The organism is Methylobacterium sp. R2-1 (genome assembly GCF_014191355.1).
Classification (GTDB): Bacteria; Pseudomonadota; Alphaproteobacteria; order Rhizobiales; family Beijerinckiaceae; genus Methylobacterium.
In genome coordinates this window covers 184,591-197,726 of sequence record NZ_JACHWM010000009.1, presented here as the reverse complement: position 1 = coordinate 197,726, position 13,136 = coordinate 184,591, and the positions used below count along the sequence as shown (strand labels likewise).

Annotated in this window: 15 protein-coding genes; 10 read left to right on the top strand and 5 right to left on the bottom strand. The window is 63.3% G+C overall.

Annotated features, from left to right (window positions below):
* The first annotated feature begins 309 nt into the window (after positions 1-309).
* From FHU13_RS28385 to FHU13_RS14535, 8 genes are all read left to right on the top strand, one after another.
* Positions 310-567 (top strand): peptidoglycan-binding domain-containing protein, encoded by a 258-nt coding sequence (locus tag FHU13_RS28385; protein WP_312889590.1) that lies wholly within the window; start codon positions 310-312, stop codon positions 565-567.
* 87 nt (positions 568-654) lie between these two features.
* On the top strand, positions 655-894 hold the full coding sequence (locus FHU13_RS27805) for a hypothetical protein (RefSeq protein WP_246714669.1): 240 nt from the start codon (positions 655-657) through the stop codon (positions 892-894).
* 33 nt (positions 895-927) lie between these two features.
* A complete protein-coding gene (locus FHU13_RS27800) occupies positions 928-1,092 on the top strand; it encodes a hypothetical protein (RefSeq protein ID WP_246714668.1) in 165 nt (54 codons plus the stop codon).
* Between the two features lie 339 nt (positions 1,093-1,431).
* Positions 1,432-1,827 (top strand): hypothetical protein, encoded by a 396-nt coding sequence (locus tag FHU13_RS27795; RefSeq protein ID WP_246714667.1) that lies wholly within the window; start codon positions 1,432-1,434, stop codon positions 1,825-1,827.
* 320 nt (positions 1,828-2,147) lie between these two features.
* Complete coding sequence (locus FHU13_RS14545; RefSeq protein WP_183436584.1) at positions 2,148-3,782, top strand: bifunctional diguanylate cyclase/phosphodiesterase; 1,635 nt, start codon at positions 2,148-2,150, stop codon at positions 3,780-3,782.
* Positions 3,779-4,027 carry a hypothetical protein gene (locus tag FHU13_RS14540; RefSeq protein WP_183436583.1) on the top strand — a complete coding sequence of 83 codons (249 nt, stop codon included), beginning with the start codon at positions 3,779-3,781 and terminating at the stop codon, positions 4,025-4,027. Before FHU13_RS14545 ends, FHU13_RS14540 begins: the two co-directional genes overlap by 4 nt.
* Positions 4,028-5,124: 1,097 nt before the next feature.
* The gene (locus FHU13_RS27785) at positions 5,125-5,433 is read left to right on the top strand and encodes a hypothetical protein (RefSeq protein WP_246714665.1); all 309 of its coding nucleotides are present in this window, start codon (positions 5,125-5,127) and stop codon (positions 5,431-5,433) included.
* Positions 5,434-5,908: 475 nt separating this feature from the next.
* Positions 5,909-6,097 carry a hypothetical protein gene (locus tag FHU13_RS14535; RefSeq protein WP_183436582.1) on the top strand — a complete coding sequence of 63 codons (189 nt, stop codon included), beginning with the start codon at positions 5,909-5,911 and terminating at the stop codon, positions 6,095-6,097.
* 572 nt (positions 6,098-6,669) lie between these two features.
* On the opposite strand, the gene FHU13_RS14530 is transcribed toward FHU13_RS14535, so the two are convergent.
* Positions 6,670-6,927 (bottom strand): hypothetical protein, encoded by a 258-nt coding sequence (locus FHU13_RS14530; protein WP_183436581.1) that lies wholly within the window; start codon positions 6,925-6,927, stop codon positions 6,670-6,672.
* Positions 6,928-7,500: 573 nt separating this feature from the next.
* Here FHU13_RS14530 and FHU13_RS27780 point away from each other — a divergent pair.
* Positions 7,501-7,890, top strand: a complete 390-nt coding sequence (locus tag FHU13_RS27780; protein ID WP_246714664.1) for a hypothetical protein — start codon at positions 7,501-7,503, stop codon at positions 7,888-7,890.
* Positions 7,891-7,903: 13 nt separating this feature from the next.
* On the opposite strand, the gene FHU13_RS28380 is transcribed toward FHU13_RS27780, so the two are convergent.
* The 4 genes from FHU13_RS28380 to FHU13_RS14510 all read right to left on the bottom strand — a co-directional run bounded on the left by FHU13_RS28380 (position 7,904) and on the right by FHU13_RS14510 (position 11,016).
* Positions 7,904-8,668 (bottom strand): TolC family protein, encoded by a 765-nt coding sequence (locus FHU13_RS28380; protein ID WP_312889589.1) that lies wholly within the window; start codon positions 8,666-8,668, stop codon positions 7,904-7,906.
* Positions 8,665-8,874: a hypothetical protein gene (locus tag FHU13_RS27770; RefSeq protein ID WP_246714663.1), complete on the bottom strand. Its 210-nt coding sequence runs from the start codon at positions 8,872-8,874 to the stop codon at positions 8,665-8,667. The genes FHU13_RS28380 and FHU13_RS27770 overlap by 4 nt, the downstream gene beginning before the upstream one ends.
* A gap of 425 nt (positions 8,875-9,299) precedes the next feature.
* Positions 9,300-9,905: an SCO family protein gene (locus FHU13_RS14515; RefSeq protein WP_312889588.1), complete on the bottom strand. Its 606-nt coding sequence runs from the start codon at positions 9,903-9,905 to the stop codon at positions 9,300-9,302.
* On the bottom strand, positions 9,898-11,016 hold the full coding sequence (locus tag FHU13_RS14510) for an MBL fold metallo-hydrolase (protein ID WP_183436579.1): 1,119 nt from the start codon (positions 11,014-11,016) through the stop codon (positions 9,898-9,900). Before FHU13_RS14510 ends, FHU13_RS14515 begins: the two co-directional genes overlap by 8 nt.
* 601 nt (positions 11,017-11,617) lie before the next feature.
* On the opposite strand from FHU13_RS14510, the gene FHU13_RS14505 reads away from it, so the two are divergent.
* Positions 11,618-13,081, top strand: a complete 1,464-nt coding sequence (locus tag FHU13_RS14505) for a carbohydrate porin (protein ID WP_183436578.1) — start codon at positions 11,618-11,620, stop codon at positions 13,079-13,081.
* Positions 13,082-13,136 lie beyond the last annotated feature (55 nt).

Sequence of the window (13,136 nt, the reverse complement as noted above, 5' to 3'; positions counted from 1 at the left end):
GATGGGCGTGAACGCCTCCGGTAGGAAGACCCGGCTCCCGATGCAGGCGGCGAACCTCGAACCTGTCTGATCAGCCTCGTGCGGCGCTCGACAGCCGCGGAAAGTGCGGGCTGTTGCTGCGGTTCAGGGCACTGGCGACGGTAGCGCTCTGTGAGCCTGACGAGCCCTTCCTGGCCGGAAAATACGGATCGTAGTCGCTCCACGAAGGAGTTTTTGCGGGGTCGGGTTTCTGGGCAGCCGACTTCGCAGTGGGTCTCGTCATGAAGGCCTGTCCTTTGTGCAGAGACGAGCCTTGTAGGCTAAAACGGTATGCTGCCCTGTAACCTCGAAGTCACGCCTGAAACCCCCTCGCTGCCCCACCCGGCCCGAGCCCGACACCTTCCCTCACCATCGGTGAACACCAGCATGACCGTTGCTGCGATCCAGCGCGCTCTCTTGGCACGCGGGTACGGCCTCGGGCCCTCAGGAGCGGACGGCGATGCCGGGCCGCGCACCATCTCGGCCGTGACTGCGTTCCAGCGCTCGGCTGGCCTCGTCCCTGGCGGTATCGCCGGGTCGAAGACGTAGTCCGCGCCGCAGAAGGCCGACATCGGCGAGCGGCGCGAGGCACCCGAGTAGCCCGGCTGGCTTGTTCCGGCCGAGGGCGAACTCGCCGTGCGCAAGGGTGCAGGCGCGGCCAACAATCTGCGCATCGCGCAATCCTTCGCCGATGCGGGTTTCTCCGGCATCAAGCAGGACCTGGTGGCATGCTGCGCTGCCGCTTGTCGGCGCCATCTTGAAGCGTGCCGGCCACGAGCCCTCAGGCAGCTTCGCAGCGCCGTCCTATGGAGCGTCGGGGTGAAGAAGCCGGTGCTCAGCGCCATCGCCACGAAGAAGCGGGCCAAAACGTCATGACGGGGCCATGTCGGCTTCGCCGTCGGCGTCAATGTGAGCCAGACCTTCCTGCTGGCCGGCGTTCACGGCGACGCGTGGAGTATCGCCGCCTTTCCGCGCAAGGAGTTCACCGCGTTCCGCTGGCCGGCCGACCTGCCGCTGCCGCATACGCTGCCAACGACGATCGCTCGAACGCGCCTGGGCGTGAGCGAGGCGTGACCAGAGCGAGGTGGCTATAAGGGGTGATATGCTGACCGCTGGCCAGACAAGGTCAGCGCAGCGGTCTTATCCGCTGGCCAGACAGGATCGGCGCAGCACTCAAGCCTGATGCCCTGTCATTGAACGGTACTCAACATTCTACCGTGCTTCTGACGAAGTTGTGATCCCGAGTCAGCCGGGTCCACCGCCATCCTCACCATCAGGACCATCTTCATGACCCGTGTCGCCTTGCTCGCAGGGCTGGCGCTCGCCTGCGTCGTACCCCTGCCTTTGCTACCGACGTTGCTACCGTTGGCGACAGCGCCGTGATCATGCCTTGGCGACCAGCTGGTCGCGCTCTTGGTGTCGCTGCGCGAACCGATCCTCACCAACCTCCTGCCGATCATCGCAGCCTACTTCATCCGATCCATCCGTCGGGTGTACCCGTGGGCGAGGCTGTTCCTGATCGCGGCCCCGATCCTCCGCAAGCTTGATCTCGACCATCACACCAGCGAGCAGACCGTACTCATTCCGGCGCAGGAGCAGATCGGCGCCCGCACGGTCGATACCGACGAGTCGCGGCGGATGGACGAGATGAACCGGCGACAGGCAGGAGGGGCGCATTCCCGGCTCGAACGGGAGAGTGCGCCGGCCGCTTCTGATCATGCGCTCCGAGCGCAAGCCGCACGGTCCGTGATCGAAACTGGCGAAGGGACCGCTACCGACCGGAGCTGTGTGAGAACGTCGCCCATTTGATCTTGAAGCGTATGTCGGGAGTTATGTCGCAGATCGAAGCCGTGGGCTTCAAGCCCGATTGGCCGCGACCAGCGGACCAGCCCATTCGCCCGATATCCATTTTACTCCACTCGGACGGTGCTTTGAGGCGAAGTCACGACTATTGTCATCGATACAATCCGGGGTTTGCGTCGAGCCGCATCTTATTCGACTCCGCACAAGCTTACTTTTGCTTGAAGCCGCTTATAAGGCGCCCGCGCTAGAGAAATTTCGCCAGTAAATTTAAGATTTCGATCAGAATCTTGCTGCTATCGCCGCAACCTGACCAGGATGGGCTCGAAATGGCTTGGGTGCGGCGTACCTCATGGGGACAGGGTGAGCTGTACGAGACGCTCTGCCTGCTGATGATCGGCACTGGCTGCTTCCTGATCGGGAGCCTGCTTGGCGCTTTCGAGGTCGCAACCACCTTCATCCTGCACAATGGCCTGCTCGACTTCGTCATGCAGGCTGGCTGCATGGCGGTCGCGTTGTTCGGAGCCGCTGTCCGCAAATCGCTGATCCTTCGCCGAACGATGCTGGAGCGCGATGCGGCCGCGAAGCAGGCCGAGGCGATCGCGCGCCACGACGCTCTCACCGGCCTGGCCAACCGACGTCTCTTTGTCGAGGCGGTGAATGGCCTGAGCGGACGGATGGAGGGAGGCGAGCGGGCGGCTGTGCTCCTGATCGACCTCGACCGCTTCAAGCCCGTCAACGACCTCTACGGCCACGCTGCCGGCAACGCGGTGCTCTGCGCGGTTGCCGATCATCTTGAGGATCTGCTGCCGGTCAACGGCATCGCTGCCCGCCTCGGCGGCGACGAGTTCGCCCTCCTGGTTCCATTTACGGGCGGCATTGAGAACCTGAAGCGCCTGGCCCAACAGGTCATCACGAGCCTCGTGGCGCCAATCTCCTGGAACGGCGGCGCGGTAAAGGTCGGTGCGACCATCGGCATAGCCCTGATTGCCGCCGAGAGCGATGCCGACACGGTTCTGCACGCAGCGGATCTCGCCATGTACCAGGGCAAGCGTGAAGGACGCGGCACCTATCGAGTGTTCGAAGATTCGATGGACACGGAACTGCGCGAGCGGGCTGCCCTCGAAGCGGAACTGCGAGAGGCCATCGAGCACGGTGCGATTGAGCCCTTCTATCAGCCGGTCGTGTCCCTGCCGCAGCGTGACTGCGTCGGCCTCGAGGTGTTGGCTCGCTGGCGCCACCCCACCCGTGGCCTACTCGGGCCCGACCAGTTCATCCCGATCGCGGAGGAGACTGGCATGATCGCCGATCTCAGCTACCATCTGCTGCGGCAGGCCTGCCTGGATGCGAGATCTTGGCCGTCCCATCTGCTGCTCGCGATCAACATCGCACCTCAGCAGTTTCAAGATCGGGACCTCGCCCAGCGCATCCTGGCGATCCTAGCCGAGACCGGGCTCTCACCGCGGCGCTTGGAGGTGGAAATCACCGAAACCGCGCTCGTGCAGGATCTGGAGGCAGCGCGCACCACGCTGACTTCGCTGCAGAATCTCGGGGTACGTATCGCTCTCGACGATTTCGGCACAGGCTACTCAAGCCTCTACCACCTGCGCGAGTTGAAGTTCGACAAGCTCAAGATCGATCGCTCATACGTGGACACGATCACAATGAGCGAGGAGCGCGCCAAACTTGTCGACGCAATCATCAAGCTAGGTTCAAGTCTGGGCTTGGTGACCACGGCGGAGGGTATCGAGACTGATGCGAGCGTCGCTTGGCTCTCTGGCCAAGGCTGCAACTTCGGCCAGGGTTACCTGTTCGGCAAGCCGATGCCAAAGGGGGAGGTCATGCGAATGCTGCAAGCTGGGCCCAGGCTAGAGCAGATCGGCATATCGAGCATGCCTGAAAGCCGCATCCATGCCGTTCCTATGGAGGCTATCATCCACTGCGGAGTTGGCCGAGCGGCATGAGCTCCGAGGCGATGGGATTCGCCTCGGCGCTCGAACACCGAACCGTTGACTTCGACTTCCTTGCAGATATGCGCCCGGCGATTGAGCAGGCGCGGCCGTACATGGGCGATCGATGGCAGAGGGAGCCGCTTCCGTTTGAAGGATTGGCGCTAGCTGATCCGCTGACCTCATTGCGATCATTGCCCAGCCCATACGCGTCAGTGTTTTTTGTTGCGGATTCAGTTATCGTGTCTATAGAATTGTAGAATTCGGTTAAAAGAGGTGGTCTGATCGGTTCCAAATGATACCTGGGCTGATGTTCTAAAAATTGAAAACCTAGACTTTCTATTGGCATTGCGTGCCAGTTTTCATAGTTTTGTATTCGCCCCAAAGGTGGCGTGCTCGACAACTAAGTTGGCCTTGTAGGCTGCGGAGCAAGAAATTAGTTCTGTCGTTAGGCCCGTGGGCAAGTCATGTTCATTCACTCTCGGCAACACGCTGCTGACTCTCCCCAGGTATCGCGCGTTTCCGGGAACTATCTCGAGTCGCTCGACAAGAAATTCCGGAAGAAATGTTTTTATTTTGTGTTGTAGAAAGTAAATACTCGTGTTTGGTCGAGTGTTGGTGCCAGATTATGCTTGGCGTAAGCAATTAATTCGATAAGTGCGTGTACATTAAAGGGCCCGGCTGACATCTCAGCTCGCCAATAAACCGAGAGCCGTTCGAAAATTTTTGTGAATCGGCGCCGCGCATAATTCTATGGAAGTCCGGCTTATTTATTGCAGAAATACATGCTGGCAACTCTCTCTCGAACGAGAGCCGGCATGGCGCATACTTGAACATAGCAATGGATATCGTGCTAAACACCTGCGAAAAAGGCTTTATCGACTTTGAGTGCGCCTCGGATTGAGGCGCGGCGGCTTCTATCCTCGCTGGGAACCGAGCCGGTAGCAGTGGTTTGGCTCGGTACCTACTCTGAAACTCGAAGGGAAACATCATGTCGAGCGACACTGAAAGGCATCGCGATCTGCTGAACGCTCTCAGGAGCGCTCAAGGTAAAAACGATGGCTCCTTCGAGCAGGCCGTCACACAAGCCCTCGAGCACGTGTTCGAACATCTCAACCGCCTGAACTCTCATCTTTCGCCCAGGAGCCCCGATGGCGGAGATCGTCAGCTTGAAGCAGATGAGTCCCCAACCCTTCGCTAAATGGCAGAGATCTCAGTCCTTACGGTGGTGCGCAGCGTTATCCAATCCGTTTGCGTCCCTCCGGCATTTTCGCTGGCGAGTTTCGGGCGATGGCCTGAACGAACCGGGTCTGTCCGCGTTTGTCCTGCTCAACGACGAACAGGGATGGAAACTATCATGCAAACCAAGACAATTGCGCTTGCCGCTGCGCTGACCTTGGCCCTTTCGGGAGCCGCTCTGTCTCAGACTGCTGCCGGCGGTGGGAGCAGCGAGGGCAACATGAACAATCCGGGTAGCGTGAAGAGCAACTCAGAGAAGAGCATGGAGCGCTCAACGGGCTCGGCCACGGGCACTACGACCGGCACGACTGGGACCGGCATGTCTCCAGCAGCACCGGGCGCTGCGGGCAGCAGTTCCGGCGGCGGCATGGGCGCTGGCACCGGTGCGGGCTCCAGTGGCGCAGGTGGCGCGGCTGGAGGTCGCTGATCGAGGCACGAATAGATGAGGTTGAGAGGGCTGGCATTCCGCCGGCCCTCTCGCGTTACGAGTCATCTCCCAGCTATCGCCATCTCCTAGCGTTCCAGTTCGGTCAGGAACACTCGCGACGAGCAGCCGTTGCTTCCGAACCGCGCTTCCCCAGGCGGCGGCGGATGGAGGACACGATGATCAAACTCATCACGGCGGCGGTGGCGCTCGCCCTTATGGCCGGTTCCGCAATGGCTCAGGACAACGGCGGACGAGGTGGAAACCCGAGCAACGCCGGGGGCGGCAACACAAGCTCAGGCGGCGGTGGCGGCTCGGGACGCTAATCGATTTGATGGAAAAGCCTCGCAGCGAGCCATCCGCTCGGGGCGCATCTTTCCATTCCTGAAGCGCGGCAGAGCCTAGGGTGGCCTCACGTCCGTTCTCGTGCTTGACCCCGTCCATATTATTCATCAATCGGCACTGGCTAGGACGCGCAGTGGCCCCACCCGGCAAGGATCTCGCCCTCGGCCGAAGCCTCACCGATCCGGCGTGTTCGCACTACGTGCCGTCGAGGCGCTTGAAGCCGGTCTACCGCGCTTTGCGGCTGCCGGAGATCCGGCTGCGCAAGGCTGGCGGCGAGAGCCAGCAGGAGAAGCGCAAGGGTGAGAGCGTCCTGGTGAAGTGAAGAACCAGCAGCGCATGGGCCCGCTCACCTTTGTGACCCGCATCTGGACACCGGGGCAGGTCCTTGGTTTTCAGGCGGAGGTGAACGCATCGGCTGCTAAAGTTCCAACCTCCACGATGCGGAGGAGGCGCGTATCCGCGAGCTGATCGCCGCCGGCACATGGCCGATCGCTGGGACGGCATCGAGCCACCGCCGACACGCCACTCGCTGCGATCTTCGCGGATAGGTCCGCGCAGCTGCTCCTCACAGGAGCGCAGTGATGTGCGACCTCTTCAATCTTGATCCTGCTCTGACGCCGAGCGAGCAGCCTTTGGCTGCGCGGCAGCACACGGGAGAAGAGTTGCACCGCCCAGCACGGGGCCGAAGGGCGAGAGCTGCGGCATCTGAGAGCACTCAGTGCGGAAGTGGCTCGCCAAGGTCTACCGGAAGTGCAGATTGACGGAGCGGCACCGGCCCGCGGAAAGGGGACCAATGTGCTCGCAACCGCGCTAGCCTGTCGGAACTGGCAGACAGCCTTGAACAAACCGGTGACCGAGGGGCAAATATATGAGCCATGAGCGCGACTTGAGCAATCAATCCAGCGGTATGAATTCGACGCCGTGTTGGTGGCCCTTGATCCAGGTCACTCGGCATAGGCTGTGAATATCAAGTTCCGGCACAGCGAGCTGGAAGGCTCCCGACAAGCAAAAATCAGGTTCAACTTGGAGAACGGCATTCAACTCTGTGAGTTCAGCTACCAAACATTCCTTTCGTTCTGCACCTCCATCTAACGTTAAATACCCTTTGAATTCGCCACCGCGGCGCGGCTCGCATCCTCGTTTTTCGAGCATCTGGATCCCTCAATCCTCAAGGAGCTTAATCTATGACACGCACTTCTTATTGACAAATGTTAATATGGTGTGCTGCCTAAAGGTCGCCGGTTCGGTGCGACACCTGTGTGAAAAGTTGAATGCAATGAACGGGGTCCGTTCTGCGCATATCACCCAGTTCGAACCCGCCCCGGCCAGATTCACCAGCATCACTGCACGAGGGAAGGACTATGCCGGCCGAGCGCGCATCAGTGGCCGATCTCGCCGCGGAGTTCAGCTTGACGGAACGGCACTGGATCCGCATGGCAGCGGCCCGCCGTGTACTTGCCGCTCGGCAGCCGCTCGGCAGCCGCTCGGCAGCCGTTCGGTCCCCGGTCATCCTGGGTTTTCGACCTGCATGCCGTGCGTCAATGGTGCGATTCGGTGACGAGGACGGTGGCTGAATGGCCGGGGCTATCCCCGTGGCAAACCGAAACCGTGGTGGGGTCGCATCCCGAAGGACGGCCAAGATCTCCGCCAGTCTCTCCAGACGCGATTTGAAAGGGTCGCGCGCAGCCGTCTTAAGCTCTGGTTCGATGATCTAGAAACACTGGCTTGGGGACGCTGGCTTGGGGCGGCAAACCGCGCCTCTCGGTCAACGCGGTAATGGACGAGATCCAGAAGGAGCACAGGCCCTCGCGTCGGACCGTGGGCGCCTCGGCGGCGACCGTGCGCCGGGATCTCGCCTGTCTTTCGACGGTGTTCGGCTTCGCGATCGAGAAGGAACGGGCCAACATCTACCCGAGCCGAGAGGCCCGGCAGCAGAGGCAGAACGTGCGTCGTGCCAAAGGTTGGCGGCAGGCTGACCTTGAGTGTACCTGCCGGCTCCCCGCCATCGGCGGTGATGGCTGTTATCGTAGCCTGACGACCGTCCAGGCTTGGGATCGGATCGCCGCATACTGCGTGGCCCGCGCGCTCGCCGAGGTCACGAGAGCCGAGAGATAGCTCTGCTGGGCGATCAGCACCTGCGTCGCGTTGACCGCCCCGCCGCGTACTGCTTGCGAACGAGGCCGAGGCTCTCGCTCGTGGCCTTCTCGGCCGCGGAGGCCGCCGCTACCGCTTTCGCGTCGGATTGCAGAGCCCTCAAGCTGTCGGCGACATTCTGGAACGCGGCGACCACGGTGGCGCGGTATTGCGCCTGCGCTTGGTTCAGGGCTTCCTCGGAGGCGCGCTGCCGCCGGTAGAGCGTGCCCGCATCGAAGATCGGCTGCGTAGCTTGGCCGATAATGGTGAAGAACTCGGCCGCCGGGTTGGTGAGCTGGACCAGCCGCACGGCGCTGGAGCCCGCCGTCGCCGTGCTGTTGAACTGCGGCAGCCGGTTGGCAACCGCCACGCCGACACTGGCGCTCGCCTCCTTCACCTGGGCCTCGGCGGCCTTCACGTCGGGCCGCTGCTGCACGAGGTGCGAGGGCAGGCTCACGGGCACCCGCGTCGGCAGATGCAGCGCGCTCAAGGTGAAGGTCTCGGCGACCTCGTCGTTCGGGAATCGACCGGTCAGGGCGGTGAGCAGGTTGCGCTGCGGTGCGAGCTGCTTCTCCAGCGGCGGCAATTGTTGCTGCGGCAGCGAGAGCGCGGCCTGCTGCTGCACGACGTCGGCCCCGGCGATCTGCCCGAGCTTGAGCTGCTTGTTGTAGAGTTCGAGGATCTCGGTCTGCGCCCGGATCACGCGCTTGGTCGCCTCGATCTGGGCGCGCAGGGCCGCCTCCTGGATCGCGGCGGTCACGACGTTTGCGGTGAGACTGGATACGCCGCCTCGAGTTGGAAGCGCTGGTTCTCGGCCTCGAGCGCCTGCCGCGCCTGTTGCGGGAAGAGGATGGCCCTGATGACGAGTGCGACGACAGGGAGCAGCCAAGCGGCGATCGAGAGCGTGGCGCCACGGCGACCCGACGCGTTGCGCAAATCGGTTTTCCCAGGGTGACGGGCGTCCATCGCGAACGCGACCTGACAGAGTGTTTCGAGCCTCGGTCGGGGGCGCCGCTTCCCGTGCGATGCGCACCACCGGCCTTCAGAACACGCTCCATAGCCGCGTTCCGACGGCAGAAGCGTGACCGTACGAGACGTTTTAACATGAGTTATGTCGCAGTTGCGGTTGGAGAGTGCAATCTGCGACGGTGTCCCCATGCGAAGGGAGCGCGGCCACGCGCCATCGCCCTAATCGCGTCAAGGTCGAACTCCGCTTCTCGTCCGGCGCGTCGCCGCCAGACGGCCTGCGGCAAGCGCCTCGCGTGGATACGCGGTCGGAGCCGCAAGCGTGTCATTTTTGGGGGCCGCCATCCAGGGGATGAACCGACCTCGAGCGCACGGGCATGGGGTGAGATCGACGGAGGTCATCACCACGGCGGACGCGCGCCCGGTCAGCGCGGGCCGAGATGCGGCCGAATGATCGTCAGCATCCGCTCGGCGGTGGTGCCGGGCGGGAAGAAGCCGAGATAGGCACCCGATCGATCCACCAGGTAGACGAAGGCCGAGTGCTCGATCATGTCATCGCCATCCGGGCGCGCGACCTTCCGATAGAAGACCTTGTAGGCCTCCGCCGCCTGCCGCACCGCCGCCTCGGAGCCTGTCAGGCCGATCAGTCGGGGATGGAAGCTCGGCACGAACTCCGCGAGGAGGGCGGCCGTGTCGCGAGCCGGGTCGAGGGTGACGAAGACCGGCTGGATCGCCTCGCCCGCCTCGCCGAGCAGGGTCAGCGCGCGGGCGATCTCCATCAGGTCGGTGGGGCAGACATCGGGACACCCGGTGTACCCGAAGGTGAGGATCACGAGCTTTCCTCGGAAATCGGCGTCGGTGCGGAGGCGCCCGTTCTGATCGGTCAGCGCGAACGGGCCGCCGACCGGCTCCCGGTTCCACATCAGCACGTCCATCAGCTCGGCCGCCGAGCGCTGCAGCGGTTCCTCGGCCCGAGCCGGGCCGAGTCCCACGAGGCCGAGCAGGAGCGCAGCCCGCAAACGTCTACGCACCGAAGGTGAGCCGGCTGCCAGTGGTCGGGACGATGACATTGTCGGGCATCTGCGCCTGCGCTTCGAGGGCGAAGTTCAGGCCGCTGCAATGCATCGGGATCACGACGTCGGGCTTGAGCGCGCGGATCTCGCCGACGACCTGGGTCAGGTACTCCTTCGGCGCGGGACCGAGGTGGAAGCCGCCGACGATGGCGTGAACCTTCTCGACCCCGGAGACCTCCTGCGCCTGCCGCACCGAGTTGACGATGCCGACATGACCGCAGGACGAGATCACCACGAGCCCCCTGCCCTTCACGTTGAAGCAGGTGGCGTGCTCGTGGACATGCTCGTCGGGGATGATCTTTCCCTGCAACTCGGCGGGGGAGTAGTGGGTGGCATCGCAGCCGAGCCCGTCCTTGATGCCGCGCTCGACGTAGGTGTTGGGCAGAATGCGCTCGATCGAGGAGCGCTTGATCTGGCCGGTGGTGAAGGCGTGGCCGGCCACCACGGTGGGGGCCTCGCACAGCACCGTCGCGATCCGCCGCGCGGTGAGTTCGCGCCTGTCGAGTTGGCCGAAATCGGTGAACTGGCCGGTCACGCCGCTCGGGCTCAGGCGATGACAGAAATTGTCCTCGCCGCCGGCATAGAGCTTCAGGTCCGGCGAGAGCGTGTCGCGGTATTTGTCGAGGAAGCCGGTCAAGCCGCCGTAATGGTCGTGATGGCCGTGACTGACGATCAGCGCATCGATCTTGGTGGGATCGACCTTCAGGATTTCGATGTTGTTGAGCAGCGCCTCGGGGCTGTAGCCGAAATCGAGCAGGATCGTGCGCGCCTCCCCCGCAGCCTTCGACTCCGCGAAGAGTGAAAGACCCCACTGATTGTGCAGCACCTTCCGGTAATCGGCGCCGCGGCCGTTGCCGGGCGGCTGGTGGAGCACGCCCTGGACGGTGGTGGGCTTCAGGAACTGGTCGTGCGCCGAGTCGATCAGGACGCGCAGGCTGAGCGTGTCGACGGTGGGGATGGCGAGCGGCGCGGCGCGGGCCACCTCGACGCAGGAGAAGCCGGCCGCCGGCCCGGCGGCCAGCGCCGCCGACAATTTCAGGAATGCGCGTCTGTCGATCGCTTTCGCCATGTCATCCGCCTAAGTCCGGTTGGTGTATCCATCATATAGCCGAGCTTTTCCGGAAAGTTTTTTCCTGTTTTCCACGAAGTCGCGAAAGTTATTCCCAAATTCGTTGCAGTCGCGCGTAAGATCTTGCCCTCCCCTGCTTGTTGCCGAGCGGAACGCAATGTGCCCTCACATGCCGCCCGCCGTACCGCAGTGCTGGAGAAGACCGCTGCGTGTGAGATGGCCGCCACCTGACACCGTGCCCACGACGACGTTGCGCCATTCTCTCTTGGCAGGCATCGACCATGCGGCTGGCCAAGTGACCGTCCGCGTGACGTGATCGTATTGATGTCCCCTCGAATGCGTGGAGGGGAAAATATTGTCCCAGTCACCTGTTGAAAAATAGCAATCGTTTTCGTTGACCCTCAAGTACGTTTCTCCGAATATCTAATCGCGACTGGCGAATGACTGGAAGGGGCATGCAGCCATTCTTCTTGAGATCGTCAGATTAGCGACCGGATCGGCCGCGCGTGAGGCGAGCCGATTCCTCCCATCACTTCGCCCCCACGTGCCTGCGTCAGCGCCGGTCCGATGACCTGTGCGCGGCGCCCCGAAGACGAGCTCGATGCTGAACGTCCCGCCTCTGCCGCTCCCCTTCCCTGGTCGCCTGTTCGGGGTCGGCCTCGCCTGCTGCGCCCTGTCGCTCGCCGCGGCGCCTGCCCGAGCGCAGTCCCCGAGCGCAGTCGAGAGTTTCACCGGTGAGGCCGGCCCTCGCACCGATCCGGAGGCGATCGGCGTTGTGCCGGACGGAAAGGTGAAGTGGCACGGGCCGCTCGCCCCCTACGCCGCCTCGCTGGCGCTCGCGGGCCTCAGCTTCGACGTCAACGTCTACGATTTCTTCTTCTCGAACCCGAGCGCGGGCCTGCGGCCCGGACAACTCTCGAACTCGGCCTATTACCTGCTGAGCCTCGACGCCGATCTGAACAAACTGGCGGGTGTACCCGGCGGCTGGTTCCACATCACCCAGACCTTCTTCGGTCTGCGCTGGAACAACCGCAACATGGGCGCCGATATCGGCGACACCACGATCGGCTACCAGCCGACCTTCAACCGCGACTTCGCCCGGCTCTCGACCCTCACCTACGAGCAGCGCCTGCTCGACGACCGCCTCGCCATCGAGGTCGGGCGCACGCACCCGAACCGCTACTACGCGCTGCCGCCCTGCCAATCGAGCGTGAGTTGCTTCCAAGACATCCTGCAGATCAATGCCGGTCTATCCTCGCCGCTCTACGGCGTCTGGGGAGCCAACGTCGCCTACAAGATCTCACCCGACGACTACATCCAAGCCGGTGCCTTCGCCGTGACGGGGCGTGCGAACTTCACCTCCGGCTGGGATTTCGGCCACGAGCCGCTCAACGGCGTCGTGACGCTGACCGAGATCGGCCACGCCACCACCTTCGTCACCGACCTCTACCCGAGCCGCGTGGCGCTGACCGGCTTCTATAACACCGCCGACCACGAGGATAACCTTAGGACGGTCTTCGGCACCTCGAAGGGCCTTAACCCCGGCGATCCGGTGCGGCTGCGCTCCGGTACCTCCGGCGTGATCCTCACCGGCTCCCAGGTGATCTGGCGCGCCGATGGCGGGGCGGATGCGGGCAACCTCAACCCGACCTCGGTCCAAGTCTATACCAGCCTCGCCTACGCGCCCGATCCGACGGTGCCGATCCGCTGGAACGCGTTCGCCGGCCTCACCCTCCAGGCGCCCGACCAGAGCCGTCCGCTCGACCGCTACGGCGTGAAGGTCAACTGGCAACGCATCTCCGCCGACTACGCCCAGTTCCTCGGCGACGCGAACTTCATCTCCGGCGGCAGCGGCGAAGCCTATTCCCGCGACAAGCTGGTCTTCGAGGCCAACGCGCATCTGGCGCTCGGCAAGGGCATCTTCTTCGAGCCGGTGGTCCAATACCTCGTCAACGGCAATTCCTACTGGAACCCGTTCACGCCGAACCGCACGAAGGACGGCTTCTACGTCGGCGCCACCCTGATCGTGCCGCTCGGCCAGTTGCTGGGCCTCGCCCCGGGCTGAGCCCCGCCAAGCATTCCCGCCGCGCCGCCCGCCGCTCCCCCTCAACGGACGAAGC

What these genes read in the sequence shown, in the direction of transcription:
- FHU13_RS28385 (WP_312889590.1), top strand. Translation starts at nt 310, where the DNA reads ATGCTGCCCTGTAACCTCGAAGTCACGCCTGAAACCCCCTCGCTGCCC.
- FHU13_RS14545 (WP_183436584.1), top strand. Translation starts at nt 2,148, where the DNA reads ATGGCTTGGGTGCGGCGTACCTCATGGGGACAGGGTGAGCTGTACGAG.
- FHU13_RS14540 (WP_183436583.1), top strand. Translation starts at nt 3,779, where the DNA reads ATGAGCTCCGAGGCGATGGGATTCGCCTCGGCGCTCGAACACCGAACC.
- FHU13_RS27785 (WP_246714665.1), top strand. Translation starts at nt 5,125, where the DNA reads ATGCAAACCAAGACAATTGCGCTTGCCGCTGCGCTGACCTTGGCCCTT.
- FHU13_RS14530 (WP_183436581.1), bottom strand. Translation starts at nt 6,927, where the DNA reads ATGCTCGAAAAACGAGGATGCGAGCCGCGCCGCGGTGGCGAATTCAAA.
- FHU13_RS27770 (WP_246714663.1), bottom strand. Translation starts at nt 8,874, where the DNA reads ATGGACGCCCGTCACCCTGGGAAAACCGATTTGCGCAACGCGTCGGGT.
- FHU13_RS14510 (WP_183436579.1), bottom strand. Translation starts at nt 11,016, where the DNA reads ATGGCGAAAGCGATCGACAGACGCGCATTCCTGAAATTGTCGGCGGCG.
- FHU13_RS14505 (WP_183436578.1), top strand. Translation starts at nt 11,618, where the DNA reads ATGCTGAACGTCCCGCCTCTGCCGCTCCCCTTCCCTGGTCGCCTGTTC.